This window comes from Pseudomonas sp. K2I15, from assembly GCF_002204795.1.
In the GTDB taxonomy this organism is placed as follows: domain Bacteria; phylum Pseudomonadota; class Gammaproteobacteria; order Pseudomonadales; family Pseudomonadaceae; genus Aquipseudomonas.
In genome coordinates, this window is record NZ_NIXO01000009.1 from 77,257 (window position 1) to 99,893 (window position 22,637).

Annotated in this window: 18 protein-coding genes and 1 tRNA gene; 5 read left to right on the top strand and 14 right to left on the bottom strand. The window is 60.4% G+C overall.

The annotated features are described in order from the left end of the window. Positions 1 to 128 precede the first annotated feature (128 nt). The 6 genes from pqqF to CEC48_RS08585 form a co-directional block, all read right to left on the bottom strand. Positions 129 to 2,501: a pyrroloquinoline quinone biosynthesis protein PqqF gene (pqqF, locus tag CEC48_RS08560; protein ID WP_088423344.1), complete on the bottom strand. Its 2,373-nt coding sequence runs from the start codon at positions 2,499 to 2,501 to the stop codon at positions 129 to 131. Between the two features lie 50 nt (positions 2,502 to 2,551). Next, positions 2,552 to 3,346 carry a carbon-nitrogen hydrolase family protein gene (locus CEC48_RS08565; RefSeq protein WP_088423345.1) on the bottom strand — a complete coding sequence of 265 codons (795 nt, stop codon included), beginning with the start codon at positions 3,344 to 3,346 and terminating at the stop codon, positions 2,552 to 2,554. A 10-nt stretch (positions 3,347 to 3,356) separates the two neighbouring features. Further along, positions 3,357 to 5,039, bottom strand: coding sequence for an NAD(P)/FAD-dependent oxidoreductase (locus CEC48_RS08570; protein WP_088423391.1), 1,683 nt, complete (start codon positions 5,037 to 5,039; stop codon positions 3,357 to 3,359). Between the two features lie 167 nt (positions 5,040 to 5,206). Further along, positions 5,207 to 5,689 (bottom strand): Lrp/AsnC family transcriptional regulator, encoded by a 483-nt coding sequence (locus CEC48_RS08575; protein WP_050543199.1) that lies wholly within the window; start codon positions 5,687 to 5,689, stop codon positions 5,207 to 5,209. A 56-nt stretch (positions 5,690 to 5,745) separates the two neighbouring features. Further along, positions 5,746 to 6,657 (bottom strand): sugar ABC transporter substrate-binding protein, encoded by a 912-nt coding sequence (locus CEC48_RS08580; RefSeq protein ID WP_088423346.1) that lies wholly within the window; start codon positions 6,655 to 6,657, stop codon positions 5,746 to 5,748. A gap of 83 nt (positions 6,658 to 6,740) precedes the next feature. After that, the gene (locus CEC48_RS08585) at positions 6,741 to 7,631 is read right to left on the bottom strand and encodes a LysR family transcriptional regulator (RefSeq protein WP_088423347.1); all 891 of its coding nucleotides are present in this window, start codon (positions 7,629 to 7,631) and stop codon (positions 6,741 to 6,743) included. A 113-nt stretch (positions 7,632 to 7,744) separates the two neighbouring features. Here CEC48_RS08585 and CEC48_RS08590 point away from each other — a divergent pair, with 113 nt between their 5' ends. Together CEC48_RS08590 and CEC48_RS08595 are read left to right on the top strand one after the other, a co-directional pair. After that, positions 7,745 to 8,170 (top strand): VOC family protein, encoded by a 426-nt coding sequence (locus CEC48_RS08590; RefSeq protein ID WP_003211024.1) that lies wholly within the window; start codon positions 7,745 to 7,747, stop codon positions 8,168 to 8,170. Between the two features lie 10 nt (positions 8,171 to 8,180). After that, positions 8,181 to 9,431, top strand: a complete 1,251-nt coding sequence (locus CEC48_RS08595; RefSeq protein WP_088423348.1) for an amidase — start codon at positions 8,181 to 8,183, stop codon at positions 9,429 to 9,431. Between the two features lie 9 nt (positions 9,432 to 9,440). Here CEC48_RS08595 and CEC48_RS08600 read toward each other — a convergent pair whose 3' ends face one another. From CEC48_RS08600 to rpsU, 6 genes are all read right to left on the bottom strand, one after another. Next, positions 9,441 to 9,953, bottom strand: a complete 513-nt coding sequence (locus tag CEC48_RS08600) for a cupin domain-containing protein (RefSeq protein ID WP_088423349.1) — start codon at positions 9,951 to 9,953, stop codon at positions 9,441 to 9,443. A 145-nt stretch (positions 9,954 to 10,098) separates the two neighbouring features. Beyond that, positions 10,099 to 10,175: transfer RNA gene (locus CEC48_RS08605), tRNA-Ile, on the bottom strand. Between the two features lie 15 nt (positions 10,176 to 10,190). Next, the gene (locus CEC48_RS08610; RefSeq protein ID WP_088423350.1) at positions 10,191 to 13,934 is read right to left on the bottom strand and encodes a bifunctional diguanylate cyclase/phosphodiesterase; all 3,744 of its coding nucleotides are present in this window, start codon (positions 13,932 to 13,934) and stop codon (positions 10,191 to 10,193) included. Between the two features lie 133 nt (positions 13,935 to 14,067). Then, the gene (gene rpoD, locus CEC48_RS08615) at positions 14,068 to 15,918 is read right to left on the bottom strand and encodes an RNA polymerase sigma factor RpoD (protein ID WP_063026748.1); all 1,851 of its coding nucleotides are present in this window, start codon (positions 15,916 to 15,918) and stop codon (positions 14,068 to 14,070) included. A gap of 67 nt (positions 15,919 to 15,985) precedes the next feature. Further along, entirely contained in the window at positions 15,986 to 17,947 is a 1,962-nt protein-coding gene (dnaG, locus tag CEC48_RS08620; protein ID WP_088423351.1) for a DNA primase, read from the bottom strand. 445 nt (positions 17,948 to 18,392) lie between these two features. Beyond that, the gene (gene rpsU / locus CEC48_RS08625; protein WP_002551877.1) at positions 18,393 to 18,608 is read right to left on the bottom strand and encodes a 30S ribosomal protein S21; all 216 of its coding nucleotides are present in this window, start codon (positions 18,606 to 18,608) and stop codon (positions 18,393 to 18,395) included. Between the two features lie 203 nt (positions 18,609 to 18,811). Between rpsU and tsaD the strand changes: the two genes are divergently transcribed. After that, positions 18,812 to 19,837, top strand: a complete 1,026-nt coding sequence (gene tsaD, locus CEC48_RS08630) for a tRNA (adenosine(37)-N6)-threonylcarbamoyltransferase complex transferase subunit TsaD (protein ID WP_088423352.1) — start codon at positions 18,812 to 18,814, stop codon at positions 19,835 to 19,837. Between the two features lie 33 nt (positions 19,838 to 19,870). Here the strand turns inward: tsaD and plsY are convergent, their stop codons facing one another. Beyond that, complete coding sequence (gene plsY, locus CEC48_RS08635) at positions 19,871 to 20,440, bottom strand: glycerol-3-phosphate 1-O-acyltransferase PlsY (protein ID WP_088423353.1); 570 nt, start codon at positions 20,438 to 20,440, stop codon at positions 19,871 to 19,873. 74 nt (positions 20,441 to 20,514) lie between these two features. On the opposite strand from plsY, the gene folB reads away from it, so the two are divergent. Together folB and folK are read left to right on the top strand one after the other, a co-directional pair. After that, positions 20,515 to 20,868: a dihydroneopterin aldolase gene (gene folB / locus CEC48_RS08640; protein ID WP_088423354.1), complete on the top strand. Its 354-nt coding sequence runs from the start codon at positions 20,515 to 20,517 to the stop codon at positions 20,866 to 20,868. Next, positions 20,859 to 21,377, top strand: coding sequence for a 2-amino-4-hydroxy-6-hydroxymethyldihydropteridine diphosphokinase (folK, locus tag CEC48_RS08645; RefSeq protein WP_088423355.1), 519 nt, complete (start codon positions 20,859 to 20,861; stop codon positions 21,375 to 21,377). Before folB ends, folK begins: the two co-directional genes overlap by 10 nt. Here the strand turns inward: folK and CEC48_RS08650 are convergent. Further along, complete coding sequence (locus CEC48_RS08650; protein ID WP_088423356.1) at positions 21,347 to 22,582, bottom strand: multifunctional CCA addition/repair protein; 1,236 nt, start codon at positions 22,580 to 22,582, stop codon at positions 21,347 to 21,349. The genes folK and CEC48_RS08650 overlap by 31 nt on opposite strands. Between the last annotated feature and the right edge of the window lie 55 nt (positions 22,583 to 22,637).

The window sequence follows — 22,637 nt, forward strand, 5'->3', positions numbered from 1 at the left end:
ACTACCAAGTAATACATATAGTCCACCTCCAAGCGGAGATGTTCAGAGGTGTGCGTATGAATGTTACTTACTTCTGTTAAAGATAGCGCTGTCCTGGCGGAAAAAGCCTTTTACCGTAGCGGCAATGATCAGCCAGATACTTGCCAGGGCGCTGCCAGACATTCGCCGTTGGCCACACAGCGCCAGCCGCCTGCAGCAGCATTGAGTTGCTGTGCGGCGTCCATTAAATCCTTGCGGGTGCGGGTCTGGATGAAATCTTGTAACTGCCGGATGTAGTCCGACGGGTGGCCTGCCAAGTGCGCGTGCCAGAGCAGTTCGGCGGCTTGGGAGGTGGGTAGTGCGTCGAGGGAAAATTGCTTGATCAGATCATCCGGCTGTTCGCTGATGTTGATCAGTGCAGGTAGCTGGTTCAGGAACGTGTGCAGGTGCTCGAGGATCTGGGCAAGGGAGGCCGTGGGGGACTGTACCCCGAACAAAAGGCCGGTTTGCCCGTTGATCTGGCGGATGCCGCTGAATACGGCGTAGCCCAGTTGCAGTTCGACTCGCAGGCGTTGGTAGAACGGGGCTTGCACCAGACTCGCGAGTAAACGCCAGCATGCCTCGTCGGCCAGGGATTGGGTGGGTGTCGGGCAGAACAGCAGCAACGCGGCGTCGCTGGAATCGGTCCTCACTTCATGCCAAAGATGCTGGCCGCCGAACGATGGAAATTCGCTGATGGCTGTCGCCGGTTGGCCGGGGAGTTTCCCGGCAGCACTTTTAATTGCCTCTTCGCAGCTGGCGGGCAGCCCTACTGCAAGCCCTTGCCAGCGGGCCGTTGACCATCTGTCCTGGTGAGCTGTCGGGTTGGTGGGCGTGATGCCTGCGCAACACTCGGGCAATGCTTTGAGCAACTGCCGGATTGCCATCGGTGGTGCGGCACTGCGTGGTGCTCCAGCTTTTTCATCGAGTTGGGTCAGGCTGCGTGCCACTTCTGTCAATACCGCCGGCATAGGTTCGTGAAGCCCGACCATCTTCAGTTGCCAGTGATTGCCAATGGTCTCGAAGGACAGTTCGACGCCAGCCTGGCGGGCGTTCTCACGCAATTGTGGGAAAAGCTCTGCATGCAGCGGCGAATCCAGATGCCAGCGCAGGTAAATCGCACCCTCGTCTGTGTCGTCAGGCATAGCCTGGCTGAACGTCAGTGCCGACAGGTCTCGCCGTCCCCGGGAGCGATCCTGGGCGAACGTGCGCAAGCCGCGATGGGCGCTGGTCTGCCCACGAATAAGCCCCGGGCGTTCCTCCTTGGCCGCCGGACGCAGGAACGGATTGGTGGGTGGTAGTTGCCAGGCGTGCCCGGACGGCGGCAATTGCAGCGAGTCCAGCAGGGCCTTGAGGGATTTGGCGCTTTGCTCGGACAGGACTGGTTCGTGGTCCTGTCGGGCCAATGCCAGTGCGCCGCTGACCTGCTGTATGCGTGCAAGCAGCAGGGCGTACTCTTCCCGCAGCAGCGTCCAGTCACTGTGTGCGAAAAAGCTCAGCCAGTCGTGCAACAGTTCTTCGATCAGTGTCGTCTGCTGCGCACCGTGAGTGCCCAGGGTGAACTTGATATCCAACAGCGCCTGGCCGGCGAACTGATACAGCGCAGTCGCATTGATGGCGCTGACCAACTGCCGCGACTGCAATTCGGCAAGCAATCCGTCCGGCGCCGAAGCGTTCAGCCACAGGCACAGGAAATCCAGCGCCTCAGGGGATGCTTCGCTCATCACGACCTGATGCCAGTGGTGCTCATCGGCGTGCTGATACGTGCGTTGATTACCGGCCAACAACGCGGGCGCAGGCTTCTGTGGCTGCATCGGTGCAGTCTTCAAAGCACCGCCAAACTGTTGCGCCAAAGTCTCCAGCTCCGCCAATGGCTGAGGGCCCGCAAGGCTCAACGTCATCTGCCCGGTGTGATAGAAACCTTCATAAAAATCCTGCAACGCTTGCTGAAAATCCTCACGCTCTACTGGCAAGCTATCCCGGTTGCCCGCATGAAACGCCCGCAACGGATGACCTGCCGCAACACCTTCCAGCATCGCCTGTTGCTGTTGCGCCGTGGCATCTTGCGACCAGGCGATAAACTCCGCCTGCAACACTTCACGCTCACGTAACTGGTCTTCCAAGGCCAAGCGCGGATGGGCGAGCATATCTCCCAGGCGTTCCAACGCTGCCTCAAATGCCGAAACAGGCACCTCAAAGAAAAAGTCGGTAGTGCGTTCGCGAGTGCTGGCATTGACCTGCCCACCCTGGCGCTGCACGTAGGCCATCAGCCCTTCGCTTGCAGGAAAACGCTCGGTGCCCAGGAACAACAAATGCTCAAGAAAGTGCGCCAGTCCCGGCCACGCCAAGGGCACATCGTGACTGCCCGCCGCTACGCGCAACGCCGCCGCACAGCGCTTTAAACGCGGCGCATGACGCAAGGAAACCCGCAGGCCGTTGGCCAGGGTCAATTGAAGGTAATGAGGGTGGGCCGGCGCAGGCATGAGCACTTCCGAAACGTAGGAAGTGCCTATGCTAGCGCAAACCTGCCGGATCAGTGCTTGTGCAACGCACCGTAAAGCTCCGGGCGACGGTCGAGCAGGTAGCGATTGGCCGCGCGCGAGTCGACCATCAACTGCCTATCAAGTGTGCCCACGATCAGTGCTTCATCCAAACCTGCCTGGGCAATCCGCTGGCCATCCGGCGCGGCGATGCTGCTTTGCCCGCAATACTGGATCTCGCCTTCCTGCCCGCAGTAGTTGGCGTAGGCCACATAACACTGGTTTTCAAACGCCCGCGCCCGCACGGTGACATCGGCGACGAAATCGAAGGGCACCATATTGGCCGTCGGTACCAGGATCAACTCCGCTCCCGCCAGCGCCAGTCGCCGAGTGTTTTCCGGGAACTCCAGGTCATAGCAAATCAGGAACCCCAGCTTCCAACCGTTCAATTCCACCAGCGGAAAATCATCATCTCCGGCGCTGAACATCGAGTTGTCGAGGTCGCCGAACAAGTGCGTCTTGCGGTAGTTGCACAGGCGTTGGCCGTTGGCGTCGATCAACTGCACGGCGTTGTAGATCTGCCCGTCCGCACCGCGTTCCGGGTAGCCATAAAGAATCGCCACACCCGAGTTTTTCGCCAGCCCGGCGATGGACTGCGCAGACGGGCCGTCCTGAGCTTCAGCCAAGGCGCCGACGGCTTCTACGCCGATGTTATAGCCGGTGAGAAACATCTCCGGCAGCACCAGCAGGTCGGCGTCGTTGGCCTCTTGCGCCAACTGATGCAGGCGCTTGAGATTGCCGGCCACGTCCAGTGGCAAAGGCGGGCATTGATACAGGGCGACACGCATGGGTAACTCCTTACTCGGGCAGTGCGATCGGCCCGATCTCGTCGAACACATCGCCCGGTCCCGGGTTCTGTGGGTGAGTGCTGCCACCGAAGTGAGTCATGATGCCCCACACCGCGTTCAGCGAGGTTTGCACGGCGCCTTCAACCCACGCAGGCGTCCAGGACACGTCGTCACCGGCAATGAAAATGCCGCGTTGCTCAGCCGGCATGTCCTTTTGCATGAAGTGTGCGTACATCCGTTGGTTGTAGCGGTAATGGCCCGGCAGCGCGCCCTTGAAAGCACCGAGGAAATGCGGGTCGGCTTCCCACGAAACGGTGATTGGATCGCCGATGATCCGCGCGGCGATGTCGACTTTCGGGTAGATCTTTTTCAGCGCGTCGAGGGCCAGCTTTACGCGCTTCTCGATCGGCTGCGGGAGCATTTTCAGGGCGTCGCTCATCCACGAGTAGGACAGACAAATCACCCCCGGCTTGTTGTCGCCATTGTCGAACAGATAGGTGCCACGGGTCAGGCGGTCGGTCAGCGTCATGCTCATCAAGTCGCGGCCGGTTTGCGGGTCTTTGTCCTTCCAGAAGGGCCGGTCGACCATCACGAAGGTCTTCGACGACTGCATGTAGCGAGTGCGGTCCAGAGCCATCCACATCTTTTGCGAGAACAGGCTTTCATCGCACTCGATCTGGGTGGTCAGCAACCAGCTCTGGCAGGTGGTCAGCACGGCGGCGTATTCGCGGGTGTCGCCGTAGTTGTCGGTAACGGCGAAACGGCCATCCGGGGCGTGGGCAATGCGCTTGACCCCGGCCCGTGGCGCGCCGTTGTGCAGCGAGCTGAGGCTGGTGCCTTCGGGCCAGTGGGCGCAACGCTCTGGCACATGGCGCCAGATGCCCATGGGCACTTGGGCCACGCCGCCGACCACCAGGTGCTGGTGATCGTCGCAGTTGGTCATCACCACGCGGAAAATTTCCAGCATCGAGTTGGGGAAGTCCGAGTCCCAGCCGCCGGTGCCGAAGCCGACCTGGCCGAACACTTCGCGGTGATGGAACGACAACTTGGCGAACGCTTTGGAGGTGGCGACGAAGTCGTAGAAGGTGCGGTCGTCCCACAACGGAACCAGCGTATTCCACAGCTCTTTCAGGCGTGGTACGTCACGGTCACGGATGGCTTGCTGGATATCGGCGAACTGCGAACCGGCTTCCAGGGCGTCGGCCCAGGCGTCAGCCACTTCCTGGAACAGTGCAGGCAGGTCGGCGAGTTTCTGTGCGTAATGCGTCTGGCCTTCGAGGTCGATGACCGTGCTGCCGGAGGCAGGCGTCAGCGGGTTGGGAAACGGTTTGGTCTCAAGACCGAGCTTGTCCACGTAGTGGTAGAACGCGGTGGAGGACACCGGGAAGCGCATGCCGCCCAGTTCCGCGATGATGCCTTCGGCGCCTTCAAACGTCTGGGAGCGCAGGCGGCCACCCATTTTCGAGGCCTCGTACACCACCGGTTTCAGGCCCAGTTTCATCAGCTCATAGGCCGCCACCAGCCCGGCAATCCCGGCGCCGACGATCGCCACTTCGGCGCCGTGGTTGGCCGCCGGAATGCTACCCAGGCCCGCCGGGTGCTCGATCCAGTCATCAAAAGCGAACGGAAAGTCCGGACCAAAGATGGTGATCGGTTTTTTACCGTTGGCAGGGTGGCGGTTGGGCTTGCTGATGGTGCTGGAAGGAATGCTCATGGCTGACCTTGCTGGCGACTCGGCGGGGCGCGACCCGCTGAGTATAGGAAAAGATGGCAGCCATTCTAGGGAGCGTAGCGTTCGTTAATAAGACGCAATGTGTCGTCGTATTGAATTGTTTTTAGTCAGAGTGACGAGGTTGGTGGTCAGATTGGTTGGCCGCGATCCAATTTGTTACTGAGGATGATCGAGGTGGTGGTCTTCTCCACGCCGTCGACGCTGCCGATCTGGTCCAGCAGTTGATCCAGCTGCTCCGGCGAGTCGGTGCGCAGCCAGGCCACGTAATCGAACTCACCGCTCACCGCACACAGTTGCTGAACCTGCGCCATGGCGCTGATTCGGCGCAGCACTTCCTTGCCGGAGCGTGGTTGCACAGTAATCCCCACGTAGGCCTGCAAACCGCCGTCAACGACCCGCTGGCTCAGGCGCACGCCGTAGCCGGTAATCACTTGGGTTTTTTCCAGGCGCGCCAGGCGCGAGGTGACGGTGGTGCGCGCGATGCCCAGTTGCCGGGCGAGCATGGCCACGCTTTCGCGGGCGTTGATCTGTAACGCCGCGATCAACTGGCGGTCGATTTCATCGAGGACGGGAGGGTGAGAGGCGGGCAAGGTGTTCTCCGGCGCGGGCATCAATGGGCGAGCATGTTACAGGCTCGTCCCCCTTGATGCTCGCGGCGGCGCCGGGCTTAGTTGCGCAGGAACTGCTGGTAGTTTTCCGGAGTGACCAGTTGCGTAGGAATCCATACATCGCCTTGCAGGGCGGCGTGCTTGATCAGCATCAGCGCCGCGTCCACCGAGCCGGCACCGATGGCCACCGGGTCGCGGAAGACGGTCACTGCCAGTTGGCCTTTTTTCAGTGCCTGCAAACCATCCGGCGTGCCGTCGATGCCGCCCACCAAAATGTCCTGGCGGCCGGTCTGCCGCAGGGCCATGGCGGCGCCGATGCCCATCTCGTCATTGTTGGAGGCTACGGCGTTGATGGTCTGGCCCTTGGTCAGCCAGTCATTCATCAGGTCCATGCCTTTTTCCCGCTGCCAGTCGCCGGACTGTTCTTCGACGACTTTGATCTCGGGGTATTTGGCCAGCACATCCTTGACCCCACTGGTGCGCTTGCCGGTATCGCTGTGGGCGAGGCGCCCGAGGATGATCGCCAGGTTGCCTTTGCCGCCCATCTTCTCGGCCAGGTATTCCATCTGCATCCTGCCAATCGCACGTTCGTCGGTGCCGACGAAAACTACACCTGGCGGGAAGGTGTCCACCTCCGGGCGGCTGTTCATGTACACCAGCGGGATACCGGCGGCGTTGGCTTTTTCGGTGATTTTGCGGGTGGCGGCGGTGTCGGCCGGGTTGACGATGATCGCGTCGACTTTCTGGCTGATGAAGCTTTCCACCTGGTTCAGCTGACGGACTACGTCGCTGGCGGAGTCTTCCACCTGCAATTTGACGCCATCGGGTGAGGCCTTGGCTCGGTCTTGCATGGCCTGCACCAGGTAGGAAACGTAGTTATCGAACTGTCCGACCGATACCCCAATGCGCAATTCAGCGTGGGCGGCGGTGGACAGCAGCAGGGCACAGGCACAGCCAAGCAGGCGCTTCATGACAGGTTCCTTTTTATTGTTTTAGTGCGACAACGATTCTGAAGTAGACACTATTGGAAATAAAATTCCACATCAAGCCAGGGTCAGAATTTATTTTCGCCGCCGATAGACGTCGCATCAGCCAGCAGGCACCGGGCAAAGAGTTGCGGCACGGGCAGGTTGAGTTGGCTGTAGCGGCTCAGCAGGATGATTTCCCGGCAGAAGGTCAGCTCGCCCAGCGGGATGACACGCACCTGCGGGGACCGGTCCAGCCACAGACCGGCGTGGGGAACCAGCGAAACACCCAGGCCGCATTCGACCATTTTGACGAGGGCCTCGATCTCGTCCAGCTCCAGTGCCACTTGCACGTCCAGCCGCTGCTCCCGCAGAAAACGACTGACCAGCCTGCCGCCGAATGAAGCGCGGTCGTAGCGCACGTGCGGATGAGCGGCGAGCAGTTGCAGCGGGTCATCACCCTTGACCGTTTGCGGCACGATCAACACAAACGGCTCGTTGCGCAGCACCTGCACGTGCAGCTCCTTGGGCAAATCAAAGGGCGGACGAATGATGATCGCCGAATCCAGTTCGCCCGCATCCACCTGGCTAAGCAGCTCCAGGGAAACCCCCGGCACCAACTTGCACTCCACCGTCGGCGCCGCCTGGCGCAAGCGCACCAGGGCTTGAGGCAGCAGGCCCGTCTGGGCGGTGGTGATGGCGCCAACTTTCAACTCGCCACGGTATTCGTTGGCGTCCACCGGCACGGCCATGCGGTTGAACGTCTCGAGAATCTCCTTGGCCAGCGGCAGCGCGCGGGTGCCCGCCGCGTTGAGCGTGGCCTGGCGCCCGGTGCGGTCGAACAACTGCACGCCGAGCACCTGCTCCAACTGGCGGATCTGCGCGCTGACCGCCGACTGCGTCAGCCCGATGTGCATGCCCGCCGCCGCGAACGTGCCATGGCGGGTGACGGCGATAAAGGTTTTCAGTTCGCGCAGCATGGGCGTCTCGACTGATCAAAATAATTTGTGCTCGGTGCGAAAACTATCGTCTTTCCATCGATGACGGCAAGGCTAGACTCGGAAGGACTTAATACCCACAGAGGTTTGACCTGATGGCACTGGCTCCTTTTCACCTGGCGATTCCGGTATTCGACTTGGCGGCTGCACGGCAGTTTTACGGTGAGGTGTTTGGCTTGGAGGAGGGGCGGGCCAGTGATCACTGGGTCGATTTCGACTTCTTCGGTCATCAATTGGTTATTCATGAACATCCGAAAACTGCTTCTCAAGAGGCTGCACATACCAATGCGGTGGACGGTCACGATGTGCCGGTGCCGCATTTTGGCGTGGTGCTGAGTTGGGACGATTGGCATGCACTGGCTGAGCGTTTACAGGCGCGCAACACCCAGTTTGTGTTGGAGCCGCATATCCGATTCAAAGGTCAGGTGGGTGAGCAGGCGACGTTGTTTCTGTTTGATCCGTGCGGCAATGCGCTGGAGTTCAAGGCGTTCAAGGACATTGGGCAGTTGTTTGCCAAGTGAGGGCGCGTCGATGAATGATCTCGACGCAACGGGCATTGCCGACGCGGTGGGTGCTGGTGCCGGTACGTCTGCTTTGGTGGCTGAATACTTTCTTGCGCGGATAGGTGTCGACGAGCCGCAGATCCAGGCATTTGTATCCTTCGATCCTGAAGCGGTACGCGAGCAGGCAAGGCAGCTTGAAGGGAGTGCCGGCCTGCTGGCGGGCGTGCCTGTGGGGATCAAGGACATCTTTGATACCGCCGACCATCCAACGGAGTTCTATTCGCCGATTTACCAGGGTAATCGGCCATCGCGGGATGCCCATGTAGTGACGCTGCTGCGCCAGGCGGGCGCGATCATCATGGGCAAGACCCACACCACCGAATTTGCCTACATGAACACGGGGCCGACGCGTAATCCGCTTGATCTGGCTCGTACGCCGGGTAGCTCCAGTGCGGGTTCTGCGGCGGGGATGGCCGCCGGGTTTTTCCCGTTGGCGTTGGGTACCCAGACGGCTGGGTCGTTGCTCAAGCCTGCGGCTTATTGCGGGTTGTTTGCCTTCAAACCGTCGTTTGGGCTGGTCTCGCTGGAAGGCGTGAAACCGCTGGCGCCGAGCTTCGATACGGTGGGTTGGTATGGGCGTTCGGTGCGCGATCTTGAGCGGGTGGCGCGGGTGTTGATTCCGGGGTTTCCGGCTGTTGAGGCCGTGCGTCGACCTTTGCGGCTTGGCTTCTGCCGTACCTCTCGCTGGTCTGATGTGCAGCCGGTGGTGGCCCAGGCTATTGAGCGAGCGATATCCCGGTTGGGGCCTTTTGTCAGTGAAGTCGTGTTGCCCGAGGCGTTCGACGGTGTTTTCGATGATCACCAGTTGATCAACGATTGCGAAGGTGCCCGCTCATTGGCCAAGGAGTTTCAGTCTCATCCTGAGCTACTCAGTGATTCGACGTTGGCCATGATCGAGCGTGCGAAGGCTACGAATTGGGAACAGGAGTCGGCGGCCAAGGCGCGCTTGGCTCAACTGGCCCCGCAGCTCGCACAGATCTGCCAGCCGTTTGATGCGATGTTGAGTGTTTCCTGCGGGATGCTGGCGCCGGTGGGGTTGGAGACCACGGGTCCATCGGACTTCATCAAGTTCTGGGGCGCGTTTGGTTTGCCGCAGGTGAACGTGCCGGTGGCACGTGGGGAAGGGGTGTTGCCGGTGGGGTTGCAGGTGATTGGGGCGTTTAGAGGGGATGCGCCGTTGCTGAGCACGGCGCAAGTCATTGTTGATGCGTTGGTGTGATCGGCGAGATTAAGACGCCTTGCACACCTTGGCAGCGGCAGGATCGTTCGGGATGAACGAATCCGGCGCGCCAGGCTTGAGCACCACATACCCACGCCGCCAGGGTCGATCGTCCACCAGATTCCAGCGATGCCCTGTGCCGGTATTGTCTTCGGCTATCAGCACTTCACCCGGGTGCAGCGTGAACTTCTCACCGCCGCGAGTCACGAACGCCAGGGTGCCGGACAGCGTCATAACGTACTGAGGCTCCGGGTCGTTATGCCAGCCGTACGAGGAATGCGCCGGGGTTTGCTTGAAGTGAATAGCAGTCACGTCGTTGCGCATGCTCTGGTCGATGGTGCCTTCCAGTACATGAGAGGCGTTGTCGGCGCCGGTGCACAGCTTGAATGCCTTGATGGTGTCAGTGGCAGCAGGGGCGGCTTGTGCGCAGCTTAAAGTGGCGAGGGTGATTGCGATGGCGGCTGCGGCACGCATGCCCAGGCTGTGGATTGCGTTGTGCGGCGAGCGTTTCTTCTGATGCATTGAACAAGTTTCCCTCGTGCTGGAGTGGCGTTGACTGGGAATCATGGTCGTAGCCGCAGCCGTCCGGGACAACTAACTAATGTTTCATTGCTGCACGCCTCAGGCGCCAGAAACGACAAAGCCGCGCAATGCGCGGCTTTCAAGATGGTGGGCCCAGTAGGACTCGAACCTACGACCAAGGGATTATGAGTCCCCTGCTCTAACCAACTGAGCTATAGGCCCTCAGTAGGCCGCGGATTATAGCGATGGTTTCTTCGCTGTGCCATCCGAAAAGTCCGAAACACTCATACGAAGGAAAGTAGCGGCAAAAAGGTCCGGCGGCAGCGGCAAGCTGACGATGTAGCCCTGCATCTGTTCGCACCCTTCAGCCGCCAAAAACGCTTGCTGGGCAGACGTTTCCACACCTTCGGCAATGATGGTGAATTGCATGCTGTGCCCCAGGGCAATAATGGCACGCACGATCGCCGCATCATGCGGGTCATCTGGCAGGCCGCGCACGAAGGACTGGTCGATCTTCAGGAAATCCAGCGGCAGGCGTTTCAGGTAACTGAGGGACGAATACCCGGTGCCGAAGTCATCAATGGCCAGTTGCACGCCCAGGCGCTTGAGTTGGTGTAGCACCTCCAGCGCTTCTTCAGCCTGGCTCATGATGAAGTTTTCGGTGATTTCCAGTTGCAGGCAGCCGGGCTCCAGGTGGTTGTCCCGCAGCAATTGTTCGATGCGCGCCAGCAGGTTGGGGTGGCGCAGTTGTGCGCCGGCGAGGTTGACGGACAGCGTGCCGAACTCATCAAAGGCCTCTCTCCAGTCGCGCATTTGCCGGCAAGCCTGTTCCAGCACCCAGTCGCCAATCTGCAGGATCATGCCGTTCTCTTCGGCCAGGGCAATGAAGTGCTCGGGCGGCACGTCGCCGAAGGTGGGGTGCCTCCAGCGAATCAGCGCTTCGGCGCCGATCAGTTGTTGGGTATCCAGGCTCAGTTTCGGCTGGTAGTAGAGGAACAATTCATCGCGCTCGATCGCCCGGCGCAGTTCGTGTTCCAGTGCCACTCGTTCGTTGGCCTGGGCGGTGAGGTCCTGGGTGTAGCTTTCGACGCGGTTGCGGCCTTTGGCCTTGGAGCGGTACATGGCAGCGTCGGCATTTTTGACCAGGGTGGCGACATCGGTGCCGTCCCGCGGATACAGGCTGGTGCCGATGCTGGCGCTGATGAAGAACTCATGCTCGCCCGCCTGAAACGGCGGCGTGAAGCAGGCCAGCAGTTTATTGGCCAGGTGTTCGGCGTCGCTGGCTTGTTGCAGGCCGGGCAGCAGGATGATGAATTCGTCACCGCCCAGGCGCGCGACGGTGTCGACGTCGCGCAGTTGGTCCTTGAGGCGCACTGCGATGTCTTTAAGTAACAGGTCGCCAATCGGGTGGCCGAGGCTGTCGTTGATGTGTTTGAAGCGGTCGAGGTCGAGGAACAGCACCGCGCCCTGGCTGCCGGTTTCCTGTTGATTGTTGAGGGCGGCCTGCAGGCGGCTTTCGAACAGGGTGCGGTTGGGCAGGCCGGTCAGCGGGTCGTGGTGGGCCTGGTAATCGAGGCGCGCCTGGGCGTGCTTGAGGCTGGAGATGTCGGCAAACACGGCAACAAAGTGGGTGATCGACTGCTCGCGGTTGCGCACCGCGCTGATGGTCAGCCAGCTGGGGTACAGCTCGCCGTTCTTGCGCCGGTTGGAGATCTCGCCTTGCCAGTGGCCGTTGGCCGTCAGTTGGTGCCACATGGCCGCGTAGAAAGCGCTGTCGTGCAGGCCGGACGCGAGCAGGCGCGGGGTTTGGCCGAGGGCTTCGGCTTCGCCGTAGCCGGTGATCTCGCTGAAGGCGCGGTTCACGGCGCTGATGTTTTGCCGGGTGTCGGTGATCAGTACGCCTTCGGCTGTGCTCTCGAAGACGGTGGCGGCCTGTTGCAGTTTTTCCTGCATCAGTTGGCGTTCGGTGATGTCCCGGGCAATGGTCAGCATGCAGTCTTCATCGCCGATGGGCAGCGAGCGGCTGGAGACTTCACACAGGCGAATCTCGCCGTCGTTGCGGCGGATATGGCAGACAAAGTCGCGGACGAATCCGTCCCGTTGCAGCAGTTCCAGCATGTCCTTGCGTTCGTTCAGGTCGACCCAGATGCCGAGGTCCAGGGTTGACTGGTCCAGTGACATCACGCTGTTGAAGCCGGTTATACGGCTGAATCCTTCGTTGACTTCAATCAGCAGCCCGTCACTTTGGCGGCTCAGCAGCAGGCCATCAGGGGAGGCGTGGAAGGCTTTGGCAAATTTCTCTTCGGAGGTTTGCAGGCGCTGCTGGGTTTCTTTCAGTTGGGTGATGTCGCGCACCACCACCACCAGGGCTTCAGTGGTATCGAGTTGAAACGGCTCGGCGGAAATCAGCCCGGTGAAGGCCTGGCCGTTGCTGCGCAGGAAGGGCATTTCCAGGTTGCGGATGCTGGTGGTCTGCACCCGTTGCAGCAGGCCGGGGCCTACGCCCTGAATGCCCCAGATATTCAGTTCGGTGGCGGTTTTTCCCACGACTTCTTCGGCGCTCAGGCCGATCTGGTCTTCGAACGCCTTATTGACCTCCATCAGGCAACCGTCGGACAGCCGGGCGATCACCAGGATGTCCGGGCATTGCTGGAACACCGAGGCGAACTTCTGCTCCGAAAGCTGCAACGCTTCCTCGGTGCGCTTGGCTTCGCTGATGTCGATCATCAGGCCGCGCAGCACCGGCTCGTGGCCATGTTCGATCAGGCTGACGATGTCCCGCACCCACAGGCAGCGGCCATCGGCGGTGATTACCCGGTAGTCGACGCTGTGGTCGCGGTTGGCCCGGGTTTCGGCGTAGCAATAGGCCTCTGTGCGGGTCAGGTCGGCCGGGTGGATGATGTTGCGCCAGAAGCCCGGGATCAGCCAATGGGCGCGTGGGTAGCCCAGTAGCTCCTCGGCGTGGGGCGACACGTAGCTGTAGGTGAAATCGCTGATGCTGGCTTCCCAGGCGATCGCGGAAAGGCTCTCCACCAAGCCACGGTAATGGTATTCGCTGCTGCGCAGTTCCTGTTCGAGGGCAACCCGACGGGAAATCTCTGAACTGAGCCGGCGGTTGATCCGGATGACAACGGCCAGCACGATGCTCAGCAGCAGTACGGCGGGCAGCCCGTAGAGCAGCACATCCGTCCAGAGGGTGCGGTGGTCGATGACATTGCCGATCCAGCGTTGCTGAATGGCCTCGGTCTCGGCCGGGCTGATATCGGCCAGGACTTTATCGAGGATGCCCACCAGCATCTTGTCGTCCTTGGGTACGCCCATGGCCAATTGATAGCGATAGGGTGTCTCGCCACTGATGTACAGGCCTTCCAGCTTGAGTTGGCGCAGGCTCCACACACTGGACGCCAGGTCGCCGACTACGGCGTCCACCTTGTCGGTGGCCAGGGCCTGCAACGTTGCGCTGACATTGGGCATGGCCACCAGGTTGAGGTCCGGGTGGTGAGTGCGCAGCAGTTCGTGGGGGGCGTAGTTCTCCACCACGGCGATCTTCAGCCCATACAGGTCTTTGAGGCTGCGCGGCTGCGGGCCGCCTTCATGGGCGAGGATGACGATGGGGAAGTCGAGATACGGCCGGGTAAACGACAGGAAATCCTGGCGCTCCGGGGTGGACATAATGCCCGGCAGCAGGTCGAGCTGGTTGTTGCGGGCCTGTTCCAGCACCGCGCTCCAGTTCACCGGCTCGATCAGCTTTAGCCGGACCCCTAGGCGGTCCTGCATCAGCCGCACGTAATCAGCGGCCAAGCCTTGGTAGCGACCATCTTCATCGCGGTATTCAAAGGGTGGCCAAGAGGCATCGACGCCCAGGCGCAACTCTTGGTGGTCCGCCAGCCAGACACGCTCTTCATCGGTGAGAGTCAACGCGCCAGCCGTTGCGGTCCAGGTCAGCAGCGACAGCAGTAACACGGTCGGCAATCTGGGCATAACGGTCTCGTTATGGCACGGGGAATGTTTCGAGTGTAGACGGGCATTGCGGAGAGGGGTACTGCGGGGCAGTTAATCTATAGAGACTAATCTGTAGAAGCAAAAACCCCGGCCTGGGCCGGGGTTTTTGTGATCACTCGTCGAGGAAGGAGCGCAAATGCTCGCTTCTCGTCGGGTGGCGCAGCTTGCGCAGCGCCTTGGCTTCGATCTGACGAATCCGCTCACGGGTAACGTCGAACTGCTTACCGACTTCCTCAAGGGTGTGGTCGGTATTCATGTCGATGCCGAAGCGCATGCGCAGTACCTTGGCTTCACGTGCAGTGAGGCCGGACAGTACGTCGCGAGTCGCTTCTTTAAGGCTCTCAACGGTAGCAACATCGATTGGCGACTGCATGGTCGAGTCTTCGATGAAGTCACCCAGGTGGGAGTCTTCGTCATCACCGATCGGGGTTTCCATGGAGATCGGCTCTTTAGCGATCTTCAATACCTTGCGGATTTTATCCTCAGGCATTTCCATGCGTTCGCCCAGCTCTTCCGGGGTCGGTTCGCGACCCATTTCCTGCAACATCTGCCGGGAAATACGGTTGAGCTTGTTGATCGTCTCGATCATGTGCACCGGAATACGGATGGTGCGGGCCTGGTCGGCGATCGAGCGAGTGATCGCCTGACGGATCCACCAGGTGGCATAAGTCGAGAATTTGTAGCCGCGACGGTATTCGAACTTGTCCACCGCTTTCATCAGGCCGATGTTGCCTTCCTGGATCAGATCGAGGAATTGCAGGCCACGGTTGGTGTACTTCTTGGCGATGGAGATCACCAGACGCAAGTTCGCTTCAACCATCTCTTTCTTCGCGCGGCGGGCCTTGGCCTCACCGATCGACATGCGACGGTTGATGTCCTTGATCTCGGCAATCGTCAGACCGGTTTCGGTCTGCAATGCAGTCAGCTTCTGTTGGCAACGAACGATGTCGGCCTGGAAGCGACCAATGGCTTCAGCGTATTTGCTTTTGCCTTTGGCCAGTGCGTCGGTCCAGCTTTCGTCGACTTCGTTGCCCGGGAACTGGCGCAGGAAATCGGCACGCGGCATGCGCGCATCACGGACACAGAGCTGCATGATCGCACGCTCTTGTGCACGCAGACGCTCAAGGGCGCTACGAACCCGCTCAACCAGGCCTTCGAATTGCTTCGGTACCAGTTTGATCGGCATGAAGAGTTCAGCCAGGGCCAGCAATTCAGCAGTTGCCTGCTTGCTGCCGCGACCGTGCTTCTTCAGGGCCTTGCGAGCCAGTTCCATCTGATCGGAGACCGCGCCAAAGCGCTGGGCTGCGATGATCGGATCCGGACCGCTTTCGACTTCTTCTTCGTCATCGGTGCTGGCTTCAGCTTCTTCATCGTCGGTGTCGTCGTCTGCTTTCGCAGCCTTGGCATCGATCGGTGGCGGAACTTCAGCCGCAGGTGGCGCAATGCCGTCGTCCGGGTCGATATAACCGCTCAGGACGTCGGACAGGCGACCACCTTCGGTGGTGACGCGAGTGTACTCGGAGAGAATGTGGTCAACCGTGCCTGGGAAGTGCGCGATTGCGCCCATCACTTCACGGATGCCCTCTTCGATACGCTTGGCGATTTCGATTTCGCCTTCACGTGTCAGCAGCTCTACCGTACCCATTTCGCGCATATACATGCGCACAGGGTCAGTCGTGCGACCGATGTCGGTCTCGACCGCTGCCAACGCGGCAGCTGCTTCTTCAGCGGCTGCCTCGTCGGTATCGGCGTCGGCCAACATAAGGGCGTCCGCATCCGGAGCACTCTCGTGTACGGGGATCCCCATGTCATTAATCATGCGGATGATGTCTTCCACCTGCTCTGGATCTGAAATATCCTCAGGCAGGTGGTCGTTGACCTCTGCGTAAGTCAGATACTTCTGCTCACGACCAAGGGTGATCAACTCTTTGATACGAGACTGCTGTTGCGCTTTTCCGGACATAACACCCTATCCACTGAAGGTCTTGGCGGGCAAAAAACAAGCCGAGGATTATACCCGAGCTATGACCTCACACGCCAGCTGAGGTCGGGTTTGATGCGGAAACATTGCGACTTAAAAGGTCGCGCAGTTGATTTTTCTCTTCGGCGGTCAATTCACTCTGACGCGCTTTTCGAAGAAGTTGTTCCAGGTTTCGCTCGCGTTGACGAGCTACCAAGCTAGTAATGGTGTCGAAAAACTGTTGTTCAAGGTTAGCGCCATCAATCAGCCATTCCTTTTCTGCCAACGCCTTTAGCAAACGGCCCTGTTCAGTGCCGTGCCAGCGTGCAATCAGCTGGAATGAGTTTAGCTTAGGATTCTTCTGTACGGCTTCGAGCAGGGCCACCAGCAGTTGTGTATTGGTGTGGTCTTCGGCCGCAAAGTGCCCCGCGTCTTCGACTTTTTGTGCCAGTTGCGGGTGGTGCAAAAGCGTGCGCAGGGCTGCCATGGTGGGCGGCTCTACTGCTGCTGGGACGCGTGGGCCGCGCGGTTCGTCACGGTCGCCGCCACGTTTGCCGTTTTTATCCCAGGGTTTCTTGTCCCATTTCTTGCCGCCGGCGCCGGGTTTTTTCGGTGTCCACTCCTGCTGGGGCGTGTAGGCCTCCTGCGGTTGGTGGAAGTCGGAGTAGTCCGGCATGGCGTCGTAATCCATGCCCGGGTCGTAGGCCGGCGGCGCCTCTTGCGGCGCGCTGCGCGCCAGCTGGCTGACGGCCTCGCCACTCAATCCGGTGATTTCCAGCAGGCGCTGGCGCATCAGGGTCCGCAGGTTGGCGCCCGGAACCTTGTCGATCAGCGGTGCCGCGAGGGTGACCATGTGGGCCTTGCCTTCGAGGGAGCGCGGGTCGGACTCTTCGGTCAGTTGCTGGAAAAAATAATCGGCCAGCGGTTGTGCGTGTTGGTTGATGCGCGCGCGGAACGCGTCGGTGCCTTCGGCGCGGACCAGGGTGTCCGGGTCTTCGCCTTCGGGCAGGAACAGGAAGCGTGCGCGCCGCCCGTCCTGCAGGCTCGACAGGGTCGACTCAAGGGCGCGCCATGCAGCGTTGCGGCCGGCCTGGTCGCCGTCGAAGCAGAACAGTACGTTGGGCACCACGCGAAACAAGCGCTTCAAGTGCTCTTCGCTGGTCGCGGTGCCCAAGGTGGCCACGGCATTGCGCAAACCTTGCTGGGCCAGGGCGATTACGTCCATATAGCCTTCAACCACGATGATTTCATCGAGGTTGCGGTTGTTCTTGCGCGCTTCAAACAGACCGTAGAGTTCCTGGCCTTTGTGAAACACCGGGGTTTCCGGTGAGTTCAGGTATTTTGGCTTGTCGTCCCCCAACACCCGGCCGCCGAACGCGATGATACGGCCGCGACTGTCGCGGATCGGGAACATCACCCGGTCGCGGAAACGGTCATAACGCTTGCCGGTCTCGGCGTTTTCCACCAACAGGCCGGCGTCGATCATGGCTTTTTGCTGCAGGGTGTCGCTGCTCAGGTGCTTGTACAAGTTGTCCCAGCCGGGCGGGGCGAACCCGAGGCCGAAGTCGCGGGCGATTTCACCAGTCAGGCCGCGGCCCTTGAGGTAATCGACGGCGGCTTTGCGCTGCGGGTGGCTTTTCAATGCCTGGCGGTAAAAGTCGGCGGCAGCTGTGAGCAATGGGTACAGCGGCGAATCGGTGGGTTGCCGCGGTTTGTGCGGGCGGCCACTTTCTTCGCGGGGGATTTCCATGCCGGCGGCTTTCGCCAGTTCCTCGACGGCCTGGGGGAAGTCCAGGTTGTCGTGGTCCATGATGAAGCCGAGGGCATTGCCGCCGGCGCCGCAGCCGAAGCAGTAGTAGAACTGCTTGTCGGGGCTGACGCTGAAGGACGGAGTCTTTTCTTTGTGAAACGGGCAGCAGGCAGTGTAGTTCTTGCCGGCCTTTTTCATTTGCAGGCGCGAGCTGACTACATCGACGATGTCGGTGCGGTTCAGAAGGTCGTCAATAAAGCTCTGGGGAATTAGCCCGGCCATGGCGTTCTCGTCATCACTGCGTGTAAAAGAGGGCCCGCAAAGTGCTCAAGGCGCGCGTGTTGTGCGGCTCGATCAACTGTCGTCTGCTTGGTCTGTCAGGAAGTGTATCTGCCGAACATTCACTGACGTTAGTTCCGATCAGTGCCCGGCGTAGAAATGTTGCCCGGGAGTCCGGTCTTGGCCATGTGGGGGCCTCGGATGCTCGTCGGTGGGCGCAGCCGACCTGTTGATCGCCTGTTAAAAAATAAGTGTGCTCGTCAGTAGCCTTGTTAGGCTCGTCAGAAGAGACGTGCACCGCTGGCAAAAGAGCCAGTCCTGACGTGTGAAGCAGTTCGTTTCAGTCGCGTGTGCGGCGTCAACGGTGAAGCATCAAGCGATATCCGCAAATGCCAACGGCCCGGCTGAGGGCCGGGCTTGGCAGAAGCTTGCTACGAACGTCTGTGTATTAGTACAGACGAACGGCGCGGCGCTGCTCGCGCTGAACTTTCTTGGCGTGACGCTTAACAGCGGCTGCTGCTTTACGCTTACGCTCAGAAGTTGGCTTCTCATAAAATTCGCGGCTACGAACTTCAGCCAGAACACCGGCTTTTTCGCAGGAGCGCTTGAAACGACGCAGAGCTACGTCGAAGGGTTCGTTCTCTTTTACTTTGACGGCTGGCATCCAGAGCTACCTTCTTTCATTACCGGGAATCAACGTTCTCGTCGCAAAAAATTCGCGGCTGAGGTCGTCGGTTTTTAAGGGTTGCGGATGTTAACCCCTCATTGCCCGGAATGCAAAGCCTCTGATCGAAAACCGCTAGTCGGGAGGGGGAGTGGCGACTATTATGCGCGCCTTCGAATTCAGCCTCTACAAGGCGCAAACCCATGCTAGTTCTGGGATTAGAAACCTCGTGCGACGAAACCGGTGTCGCACTTTACGACAGTGAACGCGGGCTTTTGGCCGACGCACTGTTCAGTCAGATCGACCTGCATCGCGCCTATGGTGGCGTGGTGCCGGAGCTGGCCAGCCGTGATCATGTCAAACGCATGCTGCCATTGATTCGCCAGGTGTTGGACGAGGCTGGCTGCGTGCCGACCGAGATCGATGCCATTGCCTATACCGCAGGCCCCGGATTGGTCGGAGCCCTGCTGGTTGGGGCCTCTTGCGCCCAGGCGCTGGCATTTGCCTGGGGCATTCCGGCCCTCGGCGTGCACCACATGGAAGGCCATTTACTGGCCCCGATGCTGGAAGAAAACCCGCCACAGTTCCCGTTCGTCGCTTTGTTGGTTTCAGGTGGCCATACGCAGCTGGTTCAGGTCGATGGAATCGGCCAATACACGCTGCTGGGCGAAAGCCTGGACGACGCTGCCGGTGAAGCTTTTGACAAGACTGCGAAGATGATGGGCCTCAACTATCCCGGTGGCCCGGAAATCGCACGGCTGGCGGAAAAAGGCGTTGCGGGGCGCTTCACCTTCCCGCGTCCGATGTGCGATCGCCCTGGCCTGATGTTCAGCTTCAGCGGCCTGAAAACCTCTGCCCTGAACACCTGGCAGCACAGCGTCAGCGCCGGAGACGACAGTGAGCAAGCCCGTTGCGACATCTCTCTGGCGTTCCAGCAGGCCGTGGTGGAGACTTTGGCCATCAAGTGCAAGCGGGCCCTGAAGCAGGCGGGCATGAAGCGCCTGGTGATCGCTGGTGGCGTCAGCGCCAACAAGGCATTGCGCGTGTCGCTGGAAAAAATGCTCGGCGACATGAGGGGCGATGTGTTTTATGCCCGTCCTGAGTTTTGCACCGACAACGGCGCGATGATCGCCTATGCCGGTTGCCAGCGTTTACAAGCTGGTCAGCATGAAAGCCTGGCCATCAGCGTGCAGGCGCGCTGGCCGATGGAGCAACTGCCGCCGCTGTAACCGGCGAACGTGAGCCGGGTTCATCGGGTATTTTTAAAAATGCCGTTCGCGCCCGGCAAACAGGTCGCGTAGATTGCCCCGGTGGCGCCAGACGATCAGCAGTGTAAGCACGCTCATCGGCACCAGCGCCGCCGGCTCCTGCCAGGCCAGCAACGGCAGGGTCAGGGGCGTGGCGATCAATGCGGCCAGCGAGCTGGTACGGGTCAGGTAGAACGTCAGCAGCCAGGCCAGGATGGCCAGCAGCGCCGCCGGTGGATAAATCCCCAGCAGCATGCCGGCCGCCGTCGCAACACCCTTGCCGCCGCGAAAGCGGAAGTACAACGGGAACAAGTGGCCGAGCACCGCGCAGACGCCAATCCAGGCTTGCTGTTGCAGCGAAAGCCCGGCGAGATCAGCGATCAGCACGGGCAACAGGCCCTTGCAGACGTCGCCGAACAACGTCAGCACGGCGAGTTTTTTGCCGGCCAGGCGCAACATATTGGTGGCGCCGGCATTGCCTGAGCCACTCATTCGCGGGTCGGGATTACCCGTCAGGCGGCTGAGCAAAATGGCGAAGGACAGCGAGCCGAGCAGGTAGGCGAGAGTCGCCAGTAACCAAAACATGCTAACTATTCCGGGCGAGGACGCCCTGATTCTAACGGGGCATCGCGCCCTTGTCGTGCAGCGGAGAAGAGTGCTTGGACAGAGTGTTTATCGAAGGCCTGGAAGTTGACACCGTAATCGGGGCCTACGACTGGGAGCGCGGTATCCGGCAATGCCTGCGTCTGGACCTGAGCTTCGCCTGGGACAACCGCCCGGCCGCTGCCGGTGACGACCTGAGCCTGGCGCTGGATTACGCCAGTGTGTCCGCACGTATCCAGGCCTTTGCCGAGCAGGCGCAGTTCCAGCTGGTGGAAACTTTCGCCGAGCGCCTGGCCGAAGTGTTGATGAGTGAGTTCCAGATTCCCTGGCTGCACCTCAAACTGACCAAGCCCGGCGCCGTTCCGGCTGCCAAGGGCGTGGGCGTGGAGATCGAGCGCGGATGTCGCTAACTCAGGTTTACCTTGGTCTTGGCAGCAATATCGAACGTGAGGCCCATTTGCGCGCCGGGCTCGATGCGCTGGCGGGTTTCCTGACGGATATGCGCTGTTCGGCTGTGTTTGAAAGCCAGCCAGTGGGGATCAAGAGCGGGCCGTTCTTCAATCTGGTGGTGTCGGCCTATACCGACCTGCCGTTGATGGAGCTGGACCGCCGGCTGAAATTCATCGAGGCCGACAATGGCCGGTACGCCCCGGATCGCAAGGGCTTGCCGCTGGATATCGACGTGCTGCTGTACGGCGAGCTGGTCGGTAATTTCGATGGCCTGATTCTGCCCCGGGCTGAAATCCTGAAAAACGCGTTTGTACTGTGGCCGCTGTCGTTGATGGCGCCGGAGCGTGTGCATCCTGAAGCGGGCAAGTCATTTGCCGCGCTTTGGCAGGATGCACAAATCGATCAGGTATTGGCGCCGGTCGCATTCGTGTGGCGTGATCAGTCGTTAACGCCGGATGCGCTCTTGTAGGCTTTCAACGCCTTGAGCCGTTCGCGTTTCAGCGCTTCACCCAGCTCAGGGCCTTTGAAGCCTTGCTCCAGCAGCGGTGCTACCGGTACGCCCCGTGCCGCCAGCGCTGCGCCGCGCAAATAATCCGCTTGTGGATAACTTCTCTGCTCAAGGCCTTTGCGGCCGCGGGCGTCCATCTCGCATGCCACCACAAACTCCTCGAACCGCTGCGGGCGACGGTAAGCGTCGAAGCTTTGCAGCAACTCCAGCAAGGTCGAGGGCCTCAGCTCCAGCGCGCGATGGCCATGGGTGTGATATTCGCCCACCAGCAGCGCCAGTTCCTGGCAATCCCTTGGCACCTTGAAGCGCTCGTTCACCGCCTTGATCAGCGTCAAGCCGCGTTGCTCATGAGCAATGTGCTGCGGCAACTTATCCACAGGCGTCACGCCCTTGCCCAAGTCATGCAGCAGGCAGGCCCAGCGCACGGTCAGCGGTTGGGCGTGGAGGGCCGCCTGTTCCAGCACGCTCAGGGTGTGAACGCCGGTATCAATCTCGGGGTGATGGGCTTCGGGTTGCGGTACGCCAAACAGTGCGTCGATTTCCGGCATCAGGGTTTTGAGGGCGCCGCAATCGCGCAGCACCTGGATGAACACCTGTGGCTGATTTTCCATCAAGGCGCGGGAGATCTCTTTCCAGCTGCGTTCAGGCGTCAGGGCTTCCAGTTCGCCGGAATCGCTGAGTTCGCGCATCAGTTCCAGGGTTTCTGGTGCGACGGTAAACCCAAGACTGGCGTAGCGTGCTGCAAAACGGGCAACGCGCAGGACCCGGAGCGGATCTTCGGCGAATGCGGGGGAAACGTGGCGAAGAATACGTGCTTCCAGATCTTGCTGGCCGTGATACGGATCGGTCAGGTTGCCGTCATCGTCTTCGGCCATCGCATTGATGGTCAGGTCACGGCGTATCAGGTCTTCTTCCAGGGTGACGTCGGGGCTGGCGTGAAACACAAAGCCGCCATAACCCTGGCCGCTCTTGCGCTCCGTGCGGGCGAGGGCGTACTCGTCGCCGTTTTTCGGATCAAGGAATACCGGGAAGTCAGCACCCACAGGCTTGTAGCCCAGGGCGAGCATTTCTTCAGTGGTAGCGCCGACTACGACACGGTCGACATCAGAAACGGGAATGCCCAGCAGGCGATCACGTACCGCACCGCCGACTTTGTAGATTTGCATGAAAAAGCCTCCATTAGCGGCACAGGATAACGCCTGCGGCCCGCCAATGGAGGCT

Bases quoted from the DNA above. Each gene is read 5' to 3' on its own strand.
- pqqF (WP_088423344.1), bottom strand. From the start codon at position 2,501: ATGCCTGCGCCGGCCCACCCTCATTACCTTCAATTGACCCTGGCCAAC.
- CEC48_RS08565 (WP_088423345.1), bottom strand. From the start codon at position 3,346: ATGCGTGTCGCCCTGTATCAATGCCCGCCTTTGCCACTGGACGTGGCC.
- CEC48_RS08575 (WP_050543199.1), bottom strand. From the start codon at position 5,689: ATGCCCGCGCCGGAGAACACCTTGCCCGCCTCTCACCCTCCCGTCCTC.
- CEC48_RS08580 (WP_088423346.1), bottom strand. From the start codon at position 6,657: ATGAAGCGCCTGCTTGGCTGTGCCTGTGCCCTGCTGCTGTCCACCGCC.
- CEC48_RS08585 (WP_088423347.1), bottom strand. From the start codon at position 7,631: ATGCTGCGCGAACTGAAAACCTTTATCGCCGTCACCCGCCATGGCACG.
- CEC48_RS08590 (WP_003211024.1), top strand. From the start codon at position 7,745: ATGGCACTGGCTCCTTTTCACCTGGCGATTCCGGTATTCGACTTGGCG.
- CEC48_RS08595 (WP_088423348.1), top strand. From the start codon at position 8,181: ATGAATGATCTCGACGCAACGGGCATTGCCGACGCGGTGGGTGCTGGT.
- CEC48_RS08600 (WP_088423349.1), bottom strand. From the start codon at position 9,953: ATGCATCAGAAGAAACGCTCGCCGCACAACGCAATCCACAGCCTGGGC.
- CEC48_RS08610 (WP_088423350.1), bottom strand. From the start codon at position 13,934: ATGCCCAGATTGCCGACCGTGTTACTGCTGTCGCTGCTGACCTGGACC.
- rpoD (WP_063026748.1), bottom strand. From the start codon at position 15,918: ATGTCCGGAAAAGCGCAACAGCAGTCTCGTATCAAAGAGTTGATCACC.
- dnaG (WP_088423351.1), bottom strand. From the start codon at position 17,947: ATGGCCGGGCTAATTCCCCAGAGCTTTATTGACGACCTTCTGAACCGC.
- rpsU (WP_002551877.1), bottom strand. From the start codon at position 18,608: ATGCCAGCCGTCAAAGTAAAAGAGAACGAACCCTTCGACGTAGCTCTG.
- tsaD (WP_088423352.1), top strand. From the start codon at position 18,812: ATGCTAGTTCTGGGATTAGAAACCTCGTGCGACGAAACCGGTGTCGCA.
- plsY (WP_088423353.1), bottom strand. From the start codon at position 20,440: ATGTTTTGGTTACTGGCGACTCTCGCCTACCTGCTCGGCTCGCTGTCC.
- folK (WP_088423355.1), top strand. From the start codon at position 20,859: ATGTCGCTAACTCAGGTTTACCTTGGTCTTGGCAGCAATATCGAACGT.
- CEC48_RS08650 (WP_088423356.1), bottom strand. From the start codon at position 22,582: ATGCAAATCTACAAAGTCGGCGGTGCGGTACGTGATCGCCTGCTGGGC.